The organism is Microbacterium hominis (genome assembly GCF_013282805.1).
Lineage (GTDB): Bacteria > Actinomycetota > Actinomycetes > Actinomycetales > Microbacteriaceae > Microbacterium > Microbacterium hominis_B.
This window is the reverse complement of record NZ_CP054038.1, coordinates 3,522,634-3,543,075: the sequence shown is the minus strand read 5'-3', so window position 1 is coordinate 3,543,075 and position 20,442 is coordinate 3,522,634. Positions and strand designations below refer to the sequence as shown.

Genomic DNA, 20,442 nt, shown 5'->3' with positions numbered 1-20,442 from the left:
GGCGCCTGGCACCCTGGAGGGGTGGCGGGCGAAGAGGGTGCAGGGGCGAGGGCCGATGAGACGATCGCGCTCGCGAAGCGCTGGATCCAGGAGGCGGCGCAGGTCGAGTCCGATCCCGCCGCCGAGCGGCTCGCGGGAGTGCTCAAGGACGACGACGGACTGCCGTTCACGATCGGGTTCGTCGACGGAGTGCTGCGGCCGGAGAGCCTGACCGCCGCGGCATCGCGGCTGCGCCGGGTGGCCCCGCTGGTGCCGGAGTTCCTGCCCTGGTACCTGCGGGCCGCCGTCCGCGCGGGCGGAGCGGTGGCGCCCGTGCTGCCGACCCCGGTCGTGCCGATCGCGCGGCGCGTGCTGCGGGAGATGGTCGGCCACCTCATCGTCGACGCGCGCCCCGACCGGCTCGGCCCCGCTCTCGCGAAGATCCGGGAGAGCGGCGCGCGTCTCAACCTCAACCTGCTCGGCGAAGCGGTGCTCGGCGATCAGGAGGCGAGGCGCCGGCTCGACGGCATCCACGATCTCATCCGCCGCAGCGACGTGGACTACGTCTCGGTGAAGGTATCCGCCATCGCCGGCCGCATCTGGCCGTGGGCGTTCGACGAGGTCGTCGAGGAGGTCGTCGCACGGCTGCTGCCGCTGTATCTCACGGCGGCGGGCTCCGGCGCCGACACGGGGGCGACGCAGACGTTCATCAACCTCGACATGGAGGAGTACCGCGACCTCGACCTGACCATCGCGGTCTTCACGCGGCTGCTCTCCGACGAGCGCCTGCAGGACCTCGAGGCCGGCATCGTGCTGCAGGCCTACCTGCCCGACGCGCTGCCCGCCCTCGAGCAGCTCACGGCGTGGGCGCGCGAGCGGGTGGACTCCGGCGGCGCCCGCATCAAGGTGCGCCTGGTCAAGGGCGCGAACCTGGCGATGGAGCACGTCGACGCCGCCCTGCACGGGTGGAGCCTTGCGACCTACGACACGAAGCTCGACACCGACGCGAACTATCTGCGCTGCCTCGACCTCGCGCTGCGGCCGGAGAGCACGGCCGCGGTGCGGGTGGGCGTCGCCGGTCACAACCTGTTCGACATCGCCCACGCGTGGCTGCTCGCCGGCGAGCGCGGGGCCAGCGGCGACGTGGAGTTCGAGATGCTCCTCGGCATGGCCCAGGGCCAGGTGGCCGCGGTGGCGCGCGAGGTCGGCCACGTGCTGCTGTATGTGCCCGTGGTGGCTCCCGAGGAGTTCGACGTCGCCATCAGCTACCTCGTGCGCCGGCTCGAGGAGAACGCCTCGAGCGAGAACTTCCTCTCGGCGGCGTTCGACCTCGCCGACGAACCGACGCTGTTCGCGCGGGAGCGCGACCGGTTCCTCGCCTCACTCGCGCGCGCGGCGGACCCGTCGCTGGCGACCGGACCGAACCGGGTGCAGGTGCGGGATGCCGCGCCCGGGGCGCCCGGTGCGCAGGCCGCGCCCGCCGCGCCGCCGTCGCCCGCCGCCGGGTCGATGGTCGACGCGGGGCTCACCCAGGTCGTGCTCGACATCGCGCGCTCCGCGAAGGGCGAAGGACGGGGGGATGCCGGCGGGCGCGGCATCCACTCTCCCGACGATCCTGGCGAGACCGCTCCGATCGTGCCGTCGGTCGAGGAGCAGCTGTTCGGCGGCGACGCCTACGTGGAGACCGCGGTGTTCGCGCCGCGGGAGTCGGGGACGCGGGCGTCGGGCGCACCCGGGTTCGCGAACACGGCCGATTCCGACCCCGCGCTGGCGCCGGGGCGCGCCTGGGCGCGCGGGATCCTGGGCCGCATCGAGGGATCGACGGCGGGAGACGCGGCCATCGCCGCAGCCCGCATCGACGACGCCGAGGAGCTCGAACGGGTCGTCGCGCGGGTGCGCGAGGCGGGCGCCCGGTGGGGAGCACGCCCGGCCGCCGAGCGTGCCGAGGCGCTGCAGTCGGCGGCGCGGATGCTCGAGCAGCGCCGCGGGCTGCTCATCGAGGTCGCCGCCTCCGAGACGGGCAAGGTCTTCGCCGAGGCCGACGTCGAGGTGAGCGAGGCGGTGGACTTCGCGAACTACTACGCCGCCACCGCGCGCGAGCTCGACCGCGTGAGCGGAGCGGTGTTCGAGCCGGCCCGGCTGACCGTGGTGACACCGCCGTGGAACTTCCCGGTCGCGATCCCGGCCGGGGGTGTGCTGGCTGCGCTCGCCGCAGGCTCCGGCGTCGTCTTCAAGCCGGCCCCGCAGGCGCGCCGCTGCGCGGCCGTCGTCGCGGAGGCGCTGTGGGAGGCGGGGGTGCCGCGCGAGGTGCTCGCCCTCGTCGACATCGACGAGGGGTCGCTCGGGCAGCGCCTGATCGCCCACCCCGATGTCGACCGTGTGATCCTCACCGGATCGTGGGACACGGCCGCCCTCTTCCGCTCCTGGCGCCCCGACCTGCCGCTGCTGGCCGAGACCAGCGGCAAGAACGCCATGATCATCGCGCCCACCGCCGACCTCGACCTCGCCGTGGCCGATCTCGTGAAGAGCGCCTTCGGGCACGCCGGGCAGAAGTGCTCGGCGGCGTCGCTCGCGATCCTCGTCGGTCCCGTCGGGCGCTCGCGGCGTTTCGCGCGGCAGCTCGTCGACGCGGTCGCCTCGCTGCAGGTCGCGGCGCCCACCGATCCGCGCGCCGAGGTCGGCCCGGTCGTCGAGGTGCCGCAGGGCAAGCTCGAGTGGGCGCTCACGACGCTCGACGAGGACGAGCAGTGGCTTCTCGAGCCGCGGGAGGTGGATGCCGCAACCGGCCTCGCCGGGAGGCTCTGGACCCCCGGGGTGCGCGTCGGCGTGCGCGCCGGGTCGAGGTTCCATCGGGAGGAGTTCTTCGGGCCGGTGCTCGGCATCATGCACGCCTCGTCGCTCGCGCAGGCGATCGAGATGCAGAACGCGGTCGCCTACGGACTCACGGCGGGCCTGCACACGCAGAGCCCCGACGACCTCGCGCTGTGGCTCGACGAGGTGGAGGCGGGGAACCTCTACGTCAACCGTGGGATCACCGGGGCGATCGTGCAGCGCCAGCCGTTCGGGGGCTGGAAGCGCTCGTCGGTCGGGCCCGGCGCCAAGGTTGGCGGCCCGAACTACCTCGTCGGCCTGGGATCCTGGCGGCCGAGCGCGGGCGGCAGCGGGTCGCCGACGCTGCACCTGCGCGGCCTCGACTCGCGCATCACCCAGCTCATCGAGGCCGCCCAGCCCTCGCTGGACTACGAGGCGTTCGAGTGGCTGCGCCGGGGAGCGCTGTCCGACGCGATCGCGTGGAACCGCGAGTTCGGCCAGGTGCGCGACGTGTCGCGCCTCGGGCTCGAGCGCAACCTCCTGCGGTACCGGCCGCTGCCCGTGATGGTGCGGGCGACGGGGGATGCCGCGTGGCAGGCGCTCCTGCGCGTGATCCTCGCCGGCCTTCGCACCGGGTCGGAGATGGTGCTGAGCCTGCCCGTCGGGATCCCGGGCGGCGTGCGGCGCGTGCTCGGCGAGTTCGGCATCCCGGTGTTCATCGAGACCGACGACGAGTGGCTCGTGCGGATGCGGGGCGGCGCCGACGGTGCGCCACGCCCGGGGCGGGTGCGCCTGGTCGGGCCCGCCGCATCGACGGGGGTGCTGCACCGCGCTCTCGCCGAGGCGATCGACGGCGACCCCGACGTCGCCGTCTACGACAACGAGGTGACCACGGCCGGCCGGCTCGAGCTGCTCCCGTTCCTGCACGAGCAGTCGATCACGATCACCGCCCACCGCTTCGGCAACCCCGACGACTGGAGCGCCGAGGTCATCTGACCGGGGGTCCGGTCACGCGTGCGCGGCAGTTTGCGGCATCCGCTGCACCGATCGATGGCGCGGATGCCGCAACCTGGCGCGGTCGTGGGGTCGGGGCGCCGCGATGTGGCGCGGATGCCGCGATGTGGCGCGGATGCCGGAACCTGGCGCGGTCGTGGGGTCGGGGTGCCGCGACGCGGCCGCGCTCCGGCAGGGTCAGCCCAGCGGGTCGGCCGTGAGATCGCGCACGTGGTAGAACTCCTGGTCCCAGAGCAGATACACGAGCCACGCGGGGAGGTAGTACGCCGCCTGCAGGTAGTTCTCCTGGGAAGCGTGGATCTTCCAGCCGTCGAGCTTCTTGCCCGTCTCGGCGCTCATCGCGTACTCGGGGTCGGGCTGGTTGGCCGTGACGAAGGCGCCGGCCTCGCCGCCGAACAGCTCCAGCGCGGTCGTGGGGCTGATCGTGTACACGAGGTGCTCCGGCCCCGCGTAGGAGCCGCCCGCCGCGGCGACCTGCGCGATCGCGAGCTCGGTGATGCGGCCCATCTCCCTGTGGTCCTTGTGGCCGGTCGCGCCGGAGGCGGGCCAGAAGGCCACGACCACGTCCGGCTCCACGCGCTGCATGACGTCCACGACGCGGTCGACGAGCTCCTGCTCGTCGGCCTCGGGCACGCCGCCGTCGGGGAAGTCCCAGACCTCGTGCTCGTCGACCCCCAGGTGGTAGCTGTTCTTCAGCGCCTCGGCCTCGCGCACGATCCCGAGGTCGCTCTGGCGCGCGACCACCGGCACCTGGTGGCCGGCCTCGCCCTTGGTGGCGGTGATCATGGCGGTGTACGCGCCGTCGTCGTTCTTGGCCCGCCAGAACAGGCCGTTGACGGTCTGCTCGTCGTCGGGGTGCGCGAACACGCCGAGTACGCGCTCGCCGTCGAGCTCGCCGACGATCGAGTCGACGCCGCGGGCGGTGGGCATGTGGAAGAGGCTGCGGCCGGCCCAGTACGCGCCGGCCACGGCGACGAGAAGGACGGACGCGACGACGATGAGCGCGATCCAGCGCTTGCGCATGAGGGGACTCCGGGGGTGATGCTGCGGTCTTCGGGTGACCGGACCGTCGGCGCCGACGGTCGAAGCATCCTAAGCCGAACGTCGGTCGGGGAACGAATGTAAAGAATCCTTGACATGGATGCCGCACCCGGCGTACCGTCGTCGATGTCAAAGATTCTAGACACTTGGAGGTCGTCGTGGTCTACGAGGAGCGCAACATCTGGGCCGGGCTCATCGTGAGCACGATCGGCATGGTCGTCTACACCGTGATCGTGCTGCCGCAGGCCGCGGGCGGCTCGGTGGAAGACGTCGACTGGGTGCCGATCATGCTCTGGACGATCGGGCTCAGCATCGCGGCATCCATCGTCGTCAGCATCCTGTGGGGCATCTTCGCCGGCATGCGCGACCCCGACGGCGTCGGCCGCAGCGACCAGCGCGACGGCGACATCGCCGCCATGTCGAGCCGGGTCGGGCAGGCGTTCCTGGTCATCGCCGGACTCGGGGTGATCGTCGAGTGCGCCTTCCAGGCCGACTGGTTCTGGATCGCCAACACCATGTTCTACGGCTTCGCGGCGTCGTCGATCATCGGCGGCACCGCGAGCGTCATCGCCTACCGGCGGGGGCTCGTCTGATGGTCAAGCCCACCCGCGTCACCAACTCGCTGCGCGCCGTGCGCGAAGAGGTCGGCATCACCCAGGCCGAGCTCGCCCGTCAGGTCGGCGTCACCCGCCAGACCCTCATCGCGATCGAACAGGGGAAGTACTCGCCCACCCTCGAACTCGCCTTCCAGCTCGCCCGCGCGTTCGGCGTCGGGCTCGACGACCTCTTCCAGTACCCGGAGGACTGACATGACCACCCATGACGAGAAGACGGTGGATGCCGAACCCGGCCTCCCGGCCACGATGACCGCGTGGCGCCAGAGCGCCTACGGCGGACCCGAGACGATGTCGGCGGCGCGCGTCGAGGTGCCGCAGCCCGGGCGCGGAGAGGTTCTCCTGCGGGTGCGGGCGACGGCGCTCGCCGCGGGCGACGTGAAGCTCATGCGCGGCGAGCCGCTCGTGGCCCGCGTCGCCTTCGGCCTTCGCCGCCCGAAGAACCCGGTGCGCGGGATCGAGGTCGCCGGCACCGTCGTCGGCCTCGGCCCCGAGGTGGCGGGCCTCGCGGTCGGCGACGAAGTGCTGGGAGAGGTGGGCCTCGGCGGCGGACTCGCCGAGTACGCGGTCTCGCCCGCCGCCCGGCTGGTGCGGCGGCCGCCCGGGCTCGACCCGGTGGTCGCGGCCACGCTGCCGGTGAGCGCGGTCACCGCCTGGCAGGCGCTGGAGCGCGTCGGCGTGACCGACGGCGATCGCGTGCTCGTGCTGCGCGCGACCGGAGGCGTCGGCACGTTCGCGGTGCAGCTGGCCCGGCTGCGCGGCGCGGAGGTGCACGCGACGTGCGGCGCCGCGAACGACGAGCTCGTGCGGAGCCTCGGCGCCTCGCGCACGTTCGACTACCGGAAGGTGGATGCCGCGGCCCTGCCCGCGGGCGCCTACGACGTCGTCGTCGACATCGCCGGCACCGCGCCCCTCGGCGTGCTGCTCGGGCTCGTGCGCGAGGGCGGCCGCGTGGTGCTGGTCTCGGGGGAGGGCGACCGCTTCTGGGGGCCGCTCGGCCGCATCGCCGGTGCCGCCGTGCGCGGGATCGGGTCGAAGCGCACGCTCACCGCGCTCGCGGCGAGCGCCGACACCGCGGTGCTCGAGCGCCTGGTCGCGCTCGCCGACAACGGCTCGCTCGCCCCCGTGATCGAGAGGACCTGGCCGCTCGCCGAGGCCGGCGCCGCCCTCGCGCACGTCGACAGCGGCCGCTCCGCCGGGAAGGTCGTGGTCACGGTCTCCTAGCGCTCCCGCACCGGGGTTCGTGGGGCGGTTTCTGCGGCATTCACGCCCCGCAGCCCGCGCGACGCGCCCCACGAACGGGGTGCCCGTGGGTTCGTGGGGCGGTTGGTGCGGCATCCACGCCCCGCACCCCGCGCGACGCGCCCCAAGAACGGGGTGCCCCGGGGTTCGTGGGGGTGCCCGTGGGTTCGTGGGGCGGTTGGTGCGGCATCCACGCCCCGTAGGCCACGCGAAGCGCCCCACGAGCGAGGTGTCCCGGGGTTCGTAGGGCTGCCCCGGAGTTCGTGGGGCGGTTTCTGCGGCATCCACGCCCCGCAGCCCGCGCGACGCGCCCCACGAACGCGGCGTGCACCCCGGCGTCGCGCGGGGGCCGTGAGAGAATGGCTCCGGCGTGCTCGGAATGCCGGCTTCCACAGCCCCGCCGAGCCTCTGGACAGCGTCCGCCGCCCCTTCCGAAGGAGCCGAATGTCCACGCAGAACACCGCGCCCGCGACCGAGCCGACGGTCGCGAGCACTCGCATCCAGCAACACCGCTCGTACCTGATGTGCCGCCCGGAGCACTTCACGGTCAGCTACACGATCAACCCGTGGATGCACCCATCGAACCCGACCGACACGGCCAAGGCCGTCGCTCAGTGGCAGAAGCTGCACGACACGTACATCGCGCTCGGCCATGACGTGCACCTCATCGACCCGATCCCGGGGCTTCCCGACATGGTCTACACCGCCAACGGCGGCTTCCTCATCGACGGCGTCGCCTACGGCGCGAAGTTCCGCTTCGCGGAGCGCCAGCCCGAGGGACCTGCGTTCATGGACTGGTTCCGCGACAACGGGTTCCGGGTCGCCGACCCGGTGGAGACCAACGAGGGCGAGGGCGACTTCCTGCTCGTGGGCGACGCGATCCTCGCGGGGACCGGCTTCCGCTCCACCGGTGACAGCCACCGTGAGCTCGCCGAGGTGTTCGGCAAGGAGGTCGTGAGCCTGAATCTCGTGGACCCGCGGTTCTACCACCTCGACACCGCGATCTCGGTGCTCGACCCGGTTCAAGGCCCGGGCGGCGTGGAACGGGCGAACATCGCCTACCTCGAGCACGCGTTCGACGAGCGCAGCCAGGCGATCCTCGCCGAGCGCTACCCCGACGCGATCCGCGTCTCCGACGAGGACGGCGCCGTGTTCGGCCTCAACTCGTCGAGCGACGGGCTCAACGTCATCATCTCGCCGCGGGCGCGGGGCTTCGAGGCCCAGCTGCGCGAGCGCGGCTACAACCCGGTGCTGGTCGACCTGTCCGAGCTGCTGCTCGGCGGCGGCGGCATCAAGTGCTGCACGCTCGAACTCCGACGCTGAAGGGAAGCCCGATGACCTCCGCGCCCCAGAACCTCGCGACCGCCGCGATCCGCATCATCGACTCCGAAGACGCGCACGTCGCCCGCAACTACGCGCCGCTGCCCGTCGTCATCTCGCGCGGCGAGGGCGCGTGGGTCACCGACGTCGAGGGCAAGCGCTACCTCGACCTGCTGTCGGCCTACTCGGCGCTGAACTTCGGCCACCGGCATCCCGCGATCGTGGCCGCCGCGCAGGAGCAGCTCGGCCGCCTCACCCTCACCAGCCGCGCGTACCACAACGACCAGCTCGGACGGTTCGCCCGGGCCCTGGCCGAACTGTGCGGCAAGGACCTCGTGCTGCCGATGAACACCGGCGCCGAGGCCGTCGAGACCGGCATCAAGGTCGCCCGCGCGTGGGGCTACCGTGTGAAGGGTGTGGCTCAGGATGCCGCGCACGTCGTGGTCGCGCACGGCAACTTCCACGGGCGCACCACCACGATCGTCGGCTTCAGCGACGACCCCGTCGCCCGCGATGACTTCGGACCGTTCGCGCCGGGCTTCAGCGCCGTGCCCTTCGGCGACGCCGCCGCGATCGAGGCCGCGATCACGCCTGACACGGTGGCGGTGCTCATCGAGCCGATCCAGGGCGAGGCCGGCGTCGTGATCCCGCCGGTCGGGTACCTCGCCGCCGTGCGCGAGATCTGCACCCGACACGGCGTGCTGATGATCGCCGACGAGATCCAGTCGGGCCTCGGCCGCGTGGGCACCACGTTCGCCTGCGACCGCGAGGACGTCGTGCCCGATGTGTACCTGCTCGGCAAGGCGCTCGGCGGCGGCATCCTGCCCCTGTCGGCCGTGGTGGCCGATGCCGACGTGCTCGGGGTGATCCGTCCCGGTGAGCACGGCTCGACCTTCGGCGGCAACCCCCTCGCGTCGGCGGTCGGGCTGCGCGTCGTCGAGATGCTCGCGACCGGCGAGGTGCAGACCCGCGCCGCGGCGCTCGGCGAGCACCTCGAGGCGCGCCTGGAGACCCTCATCGGCCACGGTGTGACAGCAGTGCGCGTGGCGGGGCTCTGGGCGGGCGTCGACATCGACCCCGCCGCCGGCACCGGCCGCGAGATCGCCGAGCGCATGCTCGCCCGCGGCGTGCTCGTGAAGGACACCCACGGCCAGACGATCCGCATCGCTCCGCCGCTGGTCGTGCGGGCGACCGAGCTCGACTGGGCGATCGAGCAGCTGAAGCTCGTGCTCGCGGGCTGAGCCCCCGCCGGGCGGCCCGCCCCGGGCGCCCGCCCCGCGACGCCGGGCCTACTCCACGATCACCTGGATCCGGTGGTGCCCCTGCGCCCCGTCCGGTGCCGGGGGCGCCGGATCCGAGGTCTGCACCTCGCCGTCCTTGCTGATCGCGCGGCAGCGGATCTCGTGCGTCCCCGCCGTCGCGTCCCACGGCACGCTCCACTGCACCCAGGTGTCGTCGGAGATCGCGGTCGCCAGCTCCGCCGGCATCCAGTCGCCGTCGTCGATGCGCACCTCCACGCCCGCGACGCCCACGTGCTGGTGCCACGCGACGCCGGCGATGACGTTCTCCCCGGTCGAGAGGCGACGCCCGCGCCGTGGCACGTCGATGCGGGACTGGAGCTTGATGGGGGCGCGGTCGGCCCACCCGCGGGTGGTCCAGTACGCCGTCGCACGGTCGAACCGGGTGACTTCGAGCTCGACCACCCACTTGGTCGCCGACACGTAGCCGTACAGGCCCGGCACGACCATCCGCACCGGGAACCCGTGCTCCAGCGGCAGCGGCTCCCCGTTCATGCCGACCGCGAAGATCGCATTGCGGTCGTCGGTGAGCACGTCGAGGGGAGTGGATGCCGTGAACCCGTCGATCGAGCGCGAGAGCACCATATCGGCGTCGGCCGACGGGTTCGCGCGGGCGAGCACCTCGCGGATCGGGTAGCCCAGCCACCGCGCATTGCCGATCAGCAGGCCGCCCACCGTGTTCGACACGCACGCGAGGGTGGTGTCGCTCTCCTCGAGCGGGAGGGCCAGCAGCTCGTCCCAGGTGAGCACGACCTCCTGCTCGACCATGCCGTGCACGCGCAGCGACCACTCGGCGGGGTCGATCTGCGGCACCACCAGCGCGGTGTCGATCCGGTAGAAGGTGCCGTTCGAGGTCACGACCGGGGCAAGGTCCGGGATGCCGAGCTCGGCCGACGCGGGAACCGGCGCCGCCGCGACCGCGGGCGCGGGCAGCCGCAGCACCTCGCGCACGGTCGTCACCGCACGCGTGCCCGCGCGGGCCAGCGACGAGCCGATCAGCGCGACGACGCCGACGGCGGTGGCCGTGCCGGTCCAGGCGAGGAAGCGTCGGCGGTCGGGCAGGTCGTCGGCCGCGGCATCCCGTTCGTCCGAGCCGGGCGGGGGTCGGCGGGCGCCGCGGGCCGCAGCAGCCGCACGAGCAGCCGCATCGCGAGCGCGGCAGTTCCGCCCGCGACGATCGCCGGCACCCACGCCAGCCCGCCGGCGTCGGCGCGGGTCACCGCGATGATGGCGCCCACCACCCCGAGACCGAAGGTCACGAGCGAGCCCCACGGCGGGCGGCGCAGCTCCAGCACGCCGGCGAACGCCGACACCGCCGCGAGCACGATCGCGATCCCGGTCAGCAGCGCGACCTTGTCGGCGAGGCCGAACAGGGCGATCGCGAGATCCTTCGCCCACGGGGGTGCGATGTCGATGAGGCCGCCGCCGAAGACGGCGAACGGGCTGGATGCCGGGGCCACCAGCGCCGCGACGAGCTCGCCGACGCCCGCTCCGAGCAGGGCGGAAGCCACTCCGGCGCCGGCGGCGGCGAGGTTCTGGCGGGTGCGCGGCGTGGCCACGTTCCGAGCCTACGTCGCGGCGTGGCGCCGGGACCTGCCCAAGGTATGACGGAGTGGAAACATCTGCGCAACACGCCCCGGGCTAGGCTCTTGCCATGGGTGATCTCTTCGACGGCTACGGCAACACCCGGTCCCCGCGGAAGACCGTGTCAGGGGTGCCGGCGTTCGACGAGATGTTCTCGGCCGCCCAAGTGCCCGGGTCGCCGGGCACCTCGCGCGAGGCGTACCGCGAGCTCTATCAGGCTCTCGCGCAGATGACGCAGGAGGAGCTGCGCGGACGCACCGACTCCCTGGCGAGCTCGTATCTCGCGCAGGGCGTGACGTTCGATTTCGCGGGCGAGGAGCGACCCTTCCCCCTGGATGCCGTGCCCCGCGTGATCACCTACGACGAGTGGTCGCGCGTCGAGGCCGGTGTGAAGCAGCGCGTCCAGGCGCTGGAGGCGTTCCTCGACGACGCCTACGGTCACCAGCACTGCGTGCGCGACGACGTGCTGCCGGCCCGTCTCATCGCCAGCTCACAGTACTTCTACCGGCAGGCCGCCGGCATCCACTCCGCCAACGGCGTGCGCATCCAGGTCGCCGGGATCGACCTCATCCGCGACGAGCACGGCGAGATGCGGGTGCTCGAAGACAACGTGCGCGTGCCCTCGGGCGTGTCGTACGTCATCTCGAACCGCCGCGTCATGGCCCAGACCCTGCCCGAGCTGTTCGTGTCGATGCGCGTGCGGCCCGTCGGCGACTATCCGAACAAGCTGCTCGCGGCGCTGCGCGCCTCGGCGCCGCCCGGGGTGGAGGAGCCGAACGTCGTCGTGCTGACGCCGGGCGTGTACAACTCCGCCTACTTCGAGCACACGCTGCTCGCGCGCCTGATGGGCGTCGAGCTCGTCGAGGGCCGCGACCTGCTGTGCATCGGCGGCAAGGTGTTCATGCGCACCACCCGCGGCCCCAAGCGCGTCGACGTCATCTACCGCCGCGTCGACGACGACTTCCTCGACCCGCTGCAGTTCCGCGCCGACTCGATGCTCGGGGCGCCGGGGCTCATGCTCGCCGCGCGCCTGGGCAACGTGACCATCGCGAACGCGGTGGGCAACGGCGTCGCCGACGACAAGCTGCTGTACACCTATGTTCCGGACCTCATTCGGTACTACCTGGCGGAGGAGCCCATCCTCAAGAACGTCGACACGTGGCGCCTCGAAGACCCGAACGCCCTCGAGGAGGTGCTCGACCGGCTCGACGAGCTCGTGGTCAAGCCGGTCGACGGCTCCGGCGGCAAGGGGCTGGTCGTGGGACCGGATGCCTCGCCCGCCGAACTCGACGCGCTGCGCAAGCGACTCCTGGCCGATCCGCGCGGCTGGATCGCCCAGCCGGTCGTGATGCTCTCGACCATCCCCACCCTTGTCGAAGACGGCATGCGCCCGCGTCACGCCGACCTCCGGCCGTTCGCGGTCAACGACGGCGAAGACGTCTGGGTGCTGCCGGGCGGCCTCACCCGTGTGGCGCTGCCGGAGGGGCAGCTGGTGGTGAACTCGTCGCAGGGCGGCGGATCGAAGGACACCTGGATCGTCGGCGGCTCCGCCCCCGGCCATGTCGAGTACGGCCAGGGTCAGGGGATGGCCGGCCTCGTCGCCGATCAGGCGGCCATCACCGCGGCGATCCCGATCATCTACGACGAGGTCGCGGACGAACCGCCCCACTCCCCGCACGATCGCCCGCGTTCGCGCGTCGAGCAGCAGGAGCAGCAGCAGCAGGGCCGGGACGCCACGCCGTCGGCCGAGGAGGTGTCGGATGCTCTCGCGGATCGCTGAAAGCCTGTTCTGGATCGGGCGCTATGTCGAGCGCAGCGACGGCACGGCGCGCATCCTCGATGTGCACCTGCAGCTGCTGCTCGAAGACCCGTGGATCGATGAGGACACCGCCTGCCGGTCGCTGCTGAGCGTCATGGGGTCGTTCCCGCCCGAGGGGCTCGAGGTCGTGCGGCGCGAGGATGTGCTGCAGCGCCTCGCCGTCGACCGCATGAACCCGTCGAGCATCGCCTACGCGCTCACCGCCGCGCGGGAGAACGCGCGCCGCGCCCGGGAGATCGTCTCGACCGAGCTGTGGGAGACGCTCAACACCACCAGCGCCCGCATGCCGCGGCGGCTGCAAACCGACAAGGTGCACGAGTTCTTCCAGTGGGTGCGCGAGCGTGCGGCACTGTCGGTCGGCGTCGTGGACTCGTCCACCAACCGCGACGAGGCCTGGCAGTTCTTCACGCTCGGCCGCTGCATCGAACGGGCGGACATGACGGCGCGACTGCTCGCCACGAGGTCGCTGACCGAGGCATCCGGTCCCTCCTGGACGACGATCCTCCGTTCGTGCGGCGCCTACGAGGGGTACCTCCGCACCTACCGCGGCATGCCCAGCGCGCGCAACGCGGCCGAGTTCCTGCTGCTGGACCGCCTGTTCCCGCGGTCGATCATCTTCTCGATCCAGGGTGCCGAGCAGTGCATGAGCGCGATCGACCCGCGCGCCGATCGCGTCGGCCACTCGAACACCGTGCTGCGGGCGCTCGGGCAGATCCGCAACGACCTCGAGTACCGCCCGATCAGCGAGATCCTGAACGAACTGCCGCTGCACATGCACCGCGTGCAGACGGTCACCCGCGAGGCATCCGAGGCCATCCGGCAGCGGTTCTTCCCGACACAGGCCGAACCCAGCTGGATCGGAGAGATCTCATGAAGCGTCTGCGCATCGAGCACCAGACCGGCTTCAGCTACCAGGGCGACGTGTCGGCCTCGTACAACGAGGCCCGCATGCTCCCCGGTTCGACCGACAGCCAGTTCGTGCTCAACTCGTCGCTCGACATCGAGCCGTCGACCTCGGTCAACCAGTACGTCGACTACTTCGGCACCCGTGTCGCCGCTTTCGACGTGCTCTCAGCCCATCCGGCCCTCATGATCACGGCGCGCTCGCTCGTGGAGGTGCGCCCGCGCCCCATCGAGCACCGCGAGTACACCTGGGCCGACCTCGAGCGCGACGCCGCCCGCTCCATCGAGACGGTCGAGCAGCTGAGCCAGACCAAGCGCACCCTGCCGCACGCCGATGTCGCCGACCTCGCCCGCCGCATCGTCGCCGAGCACGACCACCCGGGTCGCGCCGCGCACGCGATCGCCGCCGCCGTGGGCGACGCCGTCGAGTACATGCACGGCATCACGGGCGTGCACTCGACGGCCGCCGAGGCATGGGAAGCCCGCAAGGGCGTGTGCCAGGACATCGCGCACATCACCCTCGGCGCCCTCCGCGAGGTCGGAATCCCCGCCCGCTACGTGTCGGGATACCTCCACCCGCGCGCCGACGCCGAGGTGGGGGAGCCCGTGACCGGCGAGTCCCACGCGTGGGTCGAATGGTTCGCCGGGGAGTGGCAGGGCTTCGACCCCACGAACAACCTCGAGATCGGCGACCGCCATGTGCTCGTCGGGCGCGGACGCGACTACAACGACGTCCCGCCGCTGCGCGGCGTGTACGCCGGCCCCCACAAGAGCCACCTGCACGTGAAGGTGACGATCACCCGCGAAGCGTGAGGCTGCGTGGATGCCGCGGGCCGCGGCATCCACCGGTCTCCGTCGCCCGCGGCTACCGCGCCCGCGTGGACTCGCGCACGACGAGCTCGGGCTGGAACACCGTCTGGCGCGCGATGTTCTCGGGATCGGATGCCTCCTCGAGCACGATCCGCAGCGCCGTGCGACCGATCATGCGGCTCGGCTGCCGGATCGACGACAGCGGAACGGCGGCCGCGGCGGCGAACGGGATGTCGTCGAAGCCGATGACCGCGATCTGGTCGGGGGCGAGCATCCGGCCGTCGACGACGAGCGACTGCAGGAGGCCGAGGGCCAGGAGGTCGTTGGCTGCGAAGAGGGCATCGGGCCAGTCACGGCGTGGCCTGGCGAGGATGCGGGCCCCGGCGGCGACGCCCTCGTCGACCGTCATCGCCTCGGTCGCGACCACCTCGACCTCGACCGGGGCTCCGGCGTTCTCGGCGGCGACGCGGGCGCCGGCCAGGCGATCGGTGACCTGTCGGAGATCGAACGGACCGCCGACGAACGCGATGCGGCGTCGGCCGCCGTCGATGAGGTGCTCGACGGCGAGGCGCCCGCCCATGATGTTGTCGACGGAGACGGAGGAGAAGGCACCATCGCCGCTGAACCGGTCGACGAGCACGGTGGCGATCCCGCGCTGGCGCAGGCGCCGCAGGCGTGCGGTGACATCGCCGTACGGGGCGATGAGCAGTCCCCGCACCTGCTGCTCCTCGAACAGGTCGATGTACATGCGCTCGCGGGAATGGTCCTCGTCGGTGTTTCCGTAGAGGATCGCGATGCCGTGCTTGGTCGCCTCGTCTTCCGCGCCGCGCACGACGTCGGTGTAGAACGGGTTCTGCCCGTCGAGCACCACGAAGCCGATGGTCGTGGAGACCCCCGCGCGGAGCTTGCGAGCGGCGTCGTTGCGCACGTACCCGAGCTCCTCGATCGCGCGGCTGACCCGGTCGACCGAGTCCGCCGAGACCTCGTCGGGGCGGTTGAGGACATTGGACACCGTGCCCACCGAGACGCCCGCGCGCAGCGCGACGTCGCGAATGCTTGCTGGCACTGCGTCACCCACTCCCTTGTCGGACGTCTCGGATCACGATCCGGTCTCGCGGCGGATGATCGCTTGACCACTCGCACCGTCCTCCTTAGAGTAGCCTGAAACAACCTGAATCGATTCAGGTAATTTCAGACCGGGTCTCTCCCGGACTCACACCCCTTGATTCACCTCAACGAGGAGGACGCACCGTGACAGCGGACGCACTCTCAGACGCCGCACCCGCGCTCGAACTGCGACGAGTGGTCAAGTCGTTCGGCGCGGTGGTCGCACTGCGCTCGGGGAGCCTCACCCTGCACCCGGGCTCGATCCACGCACTGATCGGCGAGAACGGCGCGGGCAAGTCGACGCTCGTGAAGATCATCGCCGGGCTGTACCGCCGCGACGCGGGAGACTTCCTGCTCGGCGGCGAATCGGTGGACTTCACCAGCACCGCCCAATCGAAGGCCGCCGGTGTCGCCGTGATCTATCAGGAGCCGACGCTCTTCCCCGACCTTTCGGTGACCGAGAACATCTTCATGGGCCGCCAGCCCACCAACCGCTTCGGCCGCATCGACCGGAAGGCGATGCGGGCAGAGGCCGTCGAGATCTTCCAGCGCCTGGGCGTACACCTCGACCCCGACCGCGTCACCGACGGCCTGTCGATCGCGGACCAGCAGATCATCGAGATCGCGAAGGCGATCTCCCTCGACGCGCGCGTGCTGATCATGGACGAGCCGACCGCCGCGCTCTCGGGCGTCGAGGTGGAGCGCCTCTTCGCCGTCGCGCGGAGCCTGCGCGACGAGGGCCGAGCGCTCCTTTTCATATCGCACCGCTTCGACGAGGTGTTCGACCTGTGCGACACCGTCACCGTCATGCGCGACGGCTCGTACATCGACACCACCCCGATCGCGGACACGACCGTCGACGACCTCGTGCGTCAGATGGTCGGGCGCGACGTGACCGAGCTGTTCCCGAAGCTGCCGGCGGAGATCGGCGACGTCGTGCTCGAGGTCGAGGGACTCACCCGGCGCGGCGTGTTCCGCGACATCTCCTTCCAGCTGCGTGCGGGGGAGATCCTCGGCCTCGCGGGCCTGGTGGGCGCAGGCCGCTCCGAGGTCGCACGCGCGGTGTTCGGCGTCGACGCGTACCAGTCGGGCACGGTCACGCTGCGGGGCACGGTCCTGCCCAAGGGCAACCCGCGGCTGGCGACCACGCGCGGCATCGCGCTCGTCCCCGAGGACCGTCGCAAGCAGGGACTCGTGCTCGACGACGGCGTCGCTCGCAACGTGACCCTCGCCATCCGAGCCAAGCTCGCCAAGTGGGGCCTGCTGTGGACCGGCCTCGAGAACGAGGCCGCGAAGGTGTGGGCCAGCAGGCTCGAAGTGAAGACCGCCGCCCTCGACGCCGAGACCGGCACGCTCTCGGGCGGCAACCAGCAGAAGGTCGTCCTCAGCAAGTGGCTGGCCACCGAGCCGGCCGTGCTCATCGTCGACGAGCCGACACGCGGCATCGACGTGGGCACCAAGGCGGAGGTCCATCGCCTCCTCAGCGAACTGGCTCAGCAGGGGATGGCGATCCTCATGATCTCGTCCGAACTCCCGGAGGTGCTCGGCATGGCCGATCGAGTCCTGGTCATGCGCGAAGGGCGCCTCACGGGTGAGTTCACCCGCGCGCAGGCGACGCCCGAGGCGATCATGTACGCCGCCACGGCAGACGCGGAGGTGGCGCGATGAGCACGACCACCGCACCCGTACAGCCGGGCACCAGCGCGGCATCCCGCCTCGTGCGCTCCATCGCGACGGCGCGTGAGACGGGCATCCTCCTCGCGCTGCTCCTGGTGATCCTCGCGGCGACCCTCGCCAACCCGAACTTCCTGTTCTCCAACGACGGCTTCCGCGATCTGCTGCTGACGCCCTCGCTGCTGCTGCTGGTCGCCGTCGGCCAGGCGGTCGTGATCATCACGCGCAACGTCGACCTGTCGGTCGGCTCGATCGTGGGGCTCACCGCGTACCTCACCGGCCGCCTGTTCATCGACGTGCCCGGCATCCCGATCATCGGCGTCTTCGTCGGGGGAGTGCTGCTGGGCGGACTGCTCGGCGCGATCAACGGCGCACTCGTCGCGTTCGCGCGGGTGCCGGCGCTGGTGATCACCCTCGGCACGATGTACATCTACCGCGGCCTCAACGTGGCGTGGACGGGATCCGATCGCATCAACGCGTCCGACCTGCCGCGCGAGTTCCGCGGTCTCGGCACCGATCAGCTGCTCGGCATCCCGTACCTCACCATCATCGCGGTCGTCGTGCTGGTCGCCGCCGCGTGGTACCTGCGCAACCTGCGGGGCGGGCGCGAGTTCTACGCGATCGGCTCCGATCCCGCCGCGGCGCACCTGTACGGGCTGCGGGTCACGCGCCGCGTGATCACCGCGTTCGTCGTGTCGGGGGCCCTGTCGGGCCTGGCGGGCGTGCTCTACGCGGCGCGCTACGGCACGGTGAGCTCTGCTGCCGGATTCGGCTGGGAGCTGCAGGCCATCGGCGCGGCCGTCATCGGCGGCGTCGCCATCTCCGGCGGCGTCGGCACGGTGTGGGGCGCGGCGATCGGCGCGTTCCTGCTCCTCACGATCAACCGGGCGCTGCCCATCCTGGGCATCGACGACTTCTGGCAGCGCGCCGTCGTGGGCGTGCTGATCATCGGCGCCATCGTGCTCGACCGGGTGCTCGCCGTCAGACAGCATCGACGACTCATCGCACAGAGGGAGGAAGGCCGATGACCGCCACCGCCACCGAGACCGTGCCGGTGCGCCTGTACGAGGCCCACGGCCGCCCTGCCTGGCGCCGGGTGCTCCTGACCCGCGAATCGGCGATCATCGGCATCCTGCTGCTGGTCATCGTGGTCTCGCTCGCGGCCGTGCCGAACTTCGACAGCCCGCTGACGGTGACCTTCCTGATCCGCGACATCGCCCCGATCCTGCTGATCGCCCTGCCGATGACGCTCATCATCATCACCGAGGAGATCGACCTGTCCGTCGCCTCGATCGTGGGCCTGTCCAGCGTCATGACCGGCATCCTGGTGCAGGCGGGTCTTCCGCTTCCGGTGGCCGCCGTGATCGCGATCCTCGTGGGCACGGTCGCCGGTGCGTTCAACGGCTTCCTCGTCACCGTCGTCGGCCTGCCCTCGCTCGCAGTGACGATCGGCACTCTGGCGCTGTTCCGCGGCATCGCGGTCGGGCTCCTCGGCACCACGGCGATCACCGACTTCCCCGATGAGTGGACCGATCTCGCCAAGGCGAACATCCCGGGCACGCCGGTGCCGATGATCCTGATCCCGTTCGTCGTGCTGGCGATCGCCTTCGCGTTGCTGCTCCACTTCACCCCGTTCGGGCGGGCGCTGTACGCGATCGGCCTGAACAAGGAGGCGGCTCACTTCTCGGGCATCGATGTGGACCGCACGAAGTTCACCCTGTTCGTGCTGTCGGGTGCCGTCTCGGGCTTCGCGGGCGTGTACTTCACGCTGCTCTACTCGAACGCCCGCGGCGACAACGCCATGGGCATGGAACTGCAGATCATCGCGGCCGTGCTCCTGGGCGGGGTATCGATCTTCGGCGGCCGTGGAGCCCTGCACGGCGTCATCGCCGGCGTGCTGCTGATCGGCACGCTCGCCAGCGCGCTGCGTCTGGCCGGTGTCACCAGCGACATCATCAACATCATCACGGGCGTCCTGCTGATCGTCTCCGTGGTGTCGGCAAGCCTCCTCGCCTGGCTGCAGCGCCGTCGCGTCGCCGCCATCGGGAAGAGACGGGGGACGCGGGCCGCCGAACACGCGGCCGCGACCCCGACCAAGCAATAGACCCTCAACGCGAATACTTCGCACCAAGGAAGGAAACAACGATGTTCGGACTTCAGCGCAAGACCCGCGGCGGCTTCACCGCCGCGGCCCTGACCGTCGGGATCGCGCTCGTCGCGACCGGCTGCTCGGGCGGCTCCACTGACGGGGGCGACGGCGGCGATGGCGGCGACGCCAACCTGTCGATCACGATGCTGCCCAAGAACCTCGGCAACCCGTACTTCGACACCTCGACCGGCGGCGCCGAAGAGGCCGTCGAGGAGTTCGGCGGCGAGTTCGAGGAGGTCGGCCCCACCGAGGCGAGCCCCACCTCGCAGGTGAGCTTCATCCAGACCGCGGCCCAGCAGGGCACCGGCGCGCTCATCGTGTCGGCCAACGACCCCGAGGCGATCTGCGACGCGCTCGACGAGGCTCGTTCGGTCGACGTCAAGGTCGTCACCTTCGACTCCGACACCAACCCCGAGTGCCGCGACCTGTTCATCAACCAGGCCACTGCCGAGGGCATCGCCAAGGTGCAGGTCGACCTCATCGCCGAGCAGATCGGCGACGAGGGCCAGATCGCGGTGCTGTCGGCGTCGGCCAACGCGACCAACCAGAACGCCTGGATCGAGATGATGGAGGCCGAGCTCGAGGCGAGCCACCCGAACATCGAGCTCGTCGACATCGTGTACGGCGACGACGACGACCAGACCTCGTTCGACCGCACCGCGGCCCTCCTCCAGACCTACCCGGAGCTGCGCGGCATCATCTCGCCCACCACGGTCGGCATCTCGGCCGCGGCGCGCTACCTGTCGACGTCGGAGTTCAAGGGCCAGGTCGCGCTGACCGGTCTCGGCACCCCGAACCAGATGCGCGAGTACGTCGAGGACGGCACGGTGCAGGCCTTCGCGCTCTGGAACCCGGCCGACCTCGGCTACCTCGCCGCGTACGCCGCTCAGGCGCTGATCACCGGTGAGATCACTGGCGAAGAGGGCGACGAGTTCGAGGCGGGCAAGCTCGGCTCCTACGAGGTCGGCGCCGACGGCGCCGTGCTCCTCGGCGACCCGTTCGTGTTCGACACGGCCAACATCGGCGACTTCGACTTCTGAGTCGCGCCGGTGCCGGCATCCCCTCGAGCGCCCGGTC

At 71.5% G+C, this 20,442-nt stretch carries 17 protein-coding genes; 13 read left to right on the top strand and 4 right to left on the bottom strand.

All coding sequences use genetic code 11. From position 1 onward, the window contains the following. Positions 1–21: 21 nt before the first annotated feature. Positions 22–3,786, top strand: a complete 3,765-nt coding sequence (locus tag HQM25_RS15845; RefSeq protein ID WP_172991102.1) for a proline dehydrogenase family protein — start codon at positions 22–24, stop codon at positions 3,784–3,786. Between the two features lie 195 nt (positions 3,787–3,981). Here the strand turns inward: HQM25_RS15845 and HQM25_RS15840 are convergent, their stop codons facing one another. After that, on the bottom strand, positions 3,982–4,827 hold the full coding sequence (locus tag HQM25_RS15840) for a PIG-L deacetylase family protein (RefSeq protein ID WP_172991101.1): 846 nt from the start codon (positions 4,825–4,827) through the stop codon (positions 3,982–3,984). Positions 4,828–4,991: 164 nt separating this feature from the next. Between HQM25_RS15840 and HQM25_RS15835 the strand changes: the two genes are divergently transcribed. The 5 genes from HQM25_RS15835 to rocD all read left to right on the top strand — a co-directional run bounded on the left by HQM25_RS15835 (position 4,992) and on the right by rocD (position 9,262). After that, positions 4,992–5,438: a hypothetical protein gene (locus HQM25_RS15835; protein ID WP_254359410.1), complete on the top strand. Its 447-nt coding sequence runs from the start codon at positions 4,992–4,994 to the stop codon at positions 5,436–5,438. Beyond that, complete coding sequence (locus tag HQM25_RS15830; RefSeq protein ID WP_172991100.1) at positions 5,438–5,653, top strand: helix-turn-helix transcriptional regulator; 216 nt, start codon at positions 5,438–5,440, stop codon at positions 5,651–5,653. The genes HQM25_RS15835 and HQM25_RS15830 overlap by 1 nt, the downstream gene beginning before the upstream one ends. A 1-nt stretch (position 5,654) precedes the next feature. After that, positions 5,655–6,683 carry an NAD(P)-dependent alcohol dehydrogenase gene (locus HQM25_RS15825; protein ID WP_172991099.1) on the top strand — a complete coding sequence of 343 codons (1,029 nt, stop codon included), beginning with the start codon at positions 5,655–5,657 and terminating at the stop codon, positions 6,681–6,683. A gap of 462 nt (positions 6,684–7,145) precedes the next feature. Then, positions 7,146–8,024: a dimethylargininase gene (gene ddaH / locus HQM25_RS15820; RefSeq protein ID WP_172991098.1), complete on the top strand. Its 879-nt coding sequence runs from the start codon at positions 7,146–7,148 to the stop codon at positions 8,022–8,024. A gap of 11 nt (positions 8,025–8,035) precedes the next feature. Continuing rightward, entirely contained in the window at positions 8,036–9,262 is a 1,227-nt protein-coding gene (gene rocD, locus HQM25_RS15815; RefSeq protein WP_172991097.1) for an ornithine--oxo-acid transaminase, read from the top strand. A 48-nt stretch (positions 9,263–9,310) separates the two neighbouring features. On the opposite strand, the gene HQM25_RS17900 is transcribed toward rocD, so the two are convergent. Further along, positions 9,311–10,279: a molybdopterin-dependent oxidoreductase gene (locus HQM25_RS17900; protein ID WP_254359409.1), complete on the bottom strand. Its 969-nt coding sequence runs from the start codon at positions 10,277–10,279 to the stop codon at positions 9,311–9,313. Positions 10,280–10,314: 35 nt separating this feature from the next. Next, entirely contained in the window at positions 10,315–10,878 is a 564-nt protein-coding gene (locus HQM25_RS17895; protein ID WP_254359408.1) for a hypothetical protein, read from the bottom strand. A 95-nt stretch (positions 10,879–10,973) separates the two neighbouring features. Here HQM25_RS17895 and HQM25_RS15805 point away from each other — a divergent pair, with 95 nt between their 5' ends. Genes HQM25_RS15805 through HQM25_RS15795 form a run of 3 tightly spaced genes read left to right on the top strand, consistent with a single transcriptional unit; the run spans position 10,974 to position 14,438 of the window. After that, positions 10,974–12,683: a circularly permuted type 2 ATP-grasp protein gene (locus HQM25_RS15805; protein ID WP_172991096.1), complete on the top strand. Its 1,710-nt coding sequence runs from the start codon at positions 10,974–10,976 to the stop codon at positions 12,681–12,683. Beyond that, on the top strand, positions 12,664–13,596 hold the full coding sequence (locus HQM25_RS15800) for an alpha-E domain-containing protein (RefSeq protein WP_172991095.1): 933 nt from the start codon (positions 12,664–12,666) through the stop codon (positions 13,594–13,596). Before HQM25_RS15805 ends, HQM25_RS15800 begins: the two co-directional genes overlap by 20 nt. Further along, positions 13,593–14,438 (top strand): transglutaminase family protein, encoded by an 846-nt coding sequence (locus HQM25_RS15795; RefSeq protein WP_172991094.1) that lies wholly within the window; start codon positions 13,593–13,595, stop codon positions 14,436–14,438. The genes HQM25_RS15800 and HQM25_RS15795 overlap by 4 nt, the downstream gene beginning before the upstream one ends. Before the next feature lie 52 nt (positions 14,439–14,490). On the opposite strand, the gene HQM25_RS15790 is transcribed toward HQM25_RS15795, so the two are convergent. Continuing rightward, positions 14,491–15,501, bottom strand: coding sequence for a LacI family DNA-binding transcriptional regulator (locus tag HQM25_RS15790; protein WP_172991093.1), 1,011 nt, complete (start codon positions 15,499–15,501; stop codon positions 14,491–14,493). Positions 15,502–15,686: 185 nt separating this feature from the next. On the opposite strand from HQM25_RS15790, the gene HQM25_RS15785 reads away from it, so the two are divergent. Genes HQM25_RS15785 through rhaS form a run of 4 tightly spaced genes read left to right on the top strand, consistent with a single transcriptional unit; the run spans position 15,687 to position 20,405 of the window. Beyond that, entirely contained in the window at positions 15,687–17,210 is a 1,524-nt protein-coding gene (locus tag HQM25_RS15785; RefSeq protein WP_172991092.1) for a sugar ABC transporter ATP-binding protein, read from the top strand. Continuing rightward, positions 17,207–18,244: an ABC transporter permease gene (locus tag HQM25_RS15780; protein WP_172991091.1), complete on the top strand. Its 1,038-nt coding sequence runs from the start codon at positions 17,207–17,209 to the stop codon at positions 18,242–18,244. Before HQM25_RS15785 ends, HQM25_RS15780 begins: the two co-directional genes overlap by 4 nt. Next, entirely contained in the window at positions 18,241–19,320 is a 1,080-nt protein-coding gene (locus HQM25_RS15775; protein WP_172991090.1) for an ABC transporter permease, read from the top strand. The genes HQM25_RS15780 and HQM25_RS15775 overlap by 4 nt, the downstream gene beginning before the upstream one ends. A 41-nt stretch (positions 19,321–19,361) precedes the next feature. Next, complete coding sequence (gene rhaS / locus HQM25_RS15770) at positions 19,362–20,405, top strand: rhamnose ABC transporter substrate-binding protein (RefSeq protein WP_172991089.1); 1,044 nt, start codon at positions 19,362–19,364, stop codon at positions 20,403–20,405. Positions 20,406–20,442 lie beyond the last annotated feature (37 nt).

What these genes read in the sequence shown, in the direction of transcription:
- HQM25_RS15780 (WP_172991091.1), top strand. Translation starts at nt 17,207, where the DNA reads ATGAGCACGACCACCGCACCCGTACAGCCGGGCACCAGCGCGGCATCC.
- HQM25_RS15800 (WP_172991095.1), top strand. Translation starts at nt 12,664, where the DNA reads ATGCTCTCGCGGATCGCTGAAAGCCTGTTCTGGATCGGGCGCTATGTC.
- rhaS (WP_172991089.1), top strand. Translation starts at nt 19,362, where the DNA reads ATGTTCGGACTTCAGCGCAAGACCCGCGGCGGCTTCACCGCCGCGGCC.
- HQM25_RS15825 (WP_172991099.1), top strand. Translation starts at nt 5,655, where the DNA reads ATGACCACCCATGACGAGAAGACGGTGGATGCCGAACCCGGCCTCCCG.
- rocD (WP_172991097.1), top strand. Translation starts at nt 8,036, where the DNA reads ATGACCTCCGCGCCCCAGAACCTCGCGACCGCCGCGATCCGCATCATC.
- HQM25_RS15795 (WP_172991094.1), top strand. Translation starts at nt 13,593, where the DNA reads ATGAAGCGTCTGCGCATCGAGCACCAGACCGGCTTCAGCTACCAGGGC.
- HQM25_RS15830 (WP_172991100.1), top strand. Translation starts at nt 5,438, where the DNA reads ATGGTCAAGCCCACCCGCGTCACCAACTCGCTGCGCGCCGTGCGCGAA.
- HQM25_RS15805 (WP_172991096.1), top strand. Translation starts at nt 10,974, where the DNA reads ATGGGTGATCTCTTCGACGGCTACGGCAACACCCGGTCCCCGCGGAAG.
- ddaH (WP_172991098.1), top strand. Translation starts at nt 7,146, where the DNA reads ATGTCCACGCAGAACACCGCGCCCGCGACCGAGCCGACGGTCGCGAGC.
- HQM25_RS15775 (WP_172991090.1), top strand. Translation starts at nt 18,241, where the DNA reads ATGACCGCCACCGCCACCGAGACCGTGCCGGTGCGCCTGTACGAGGCC.
- HQM25_RS15840 (WP_172991101.1), bottom strand. Translation starts at nt 4,827, where the DNA reads ATGCGCAAGCGCTGGATCGCGCTCATCGTCGTCGCGTCCGTCCTTCTC.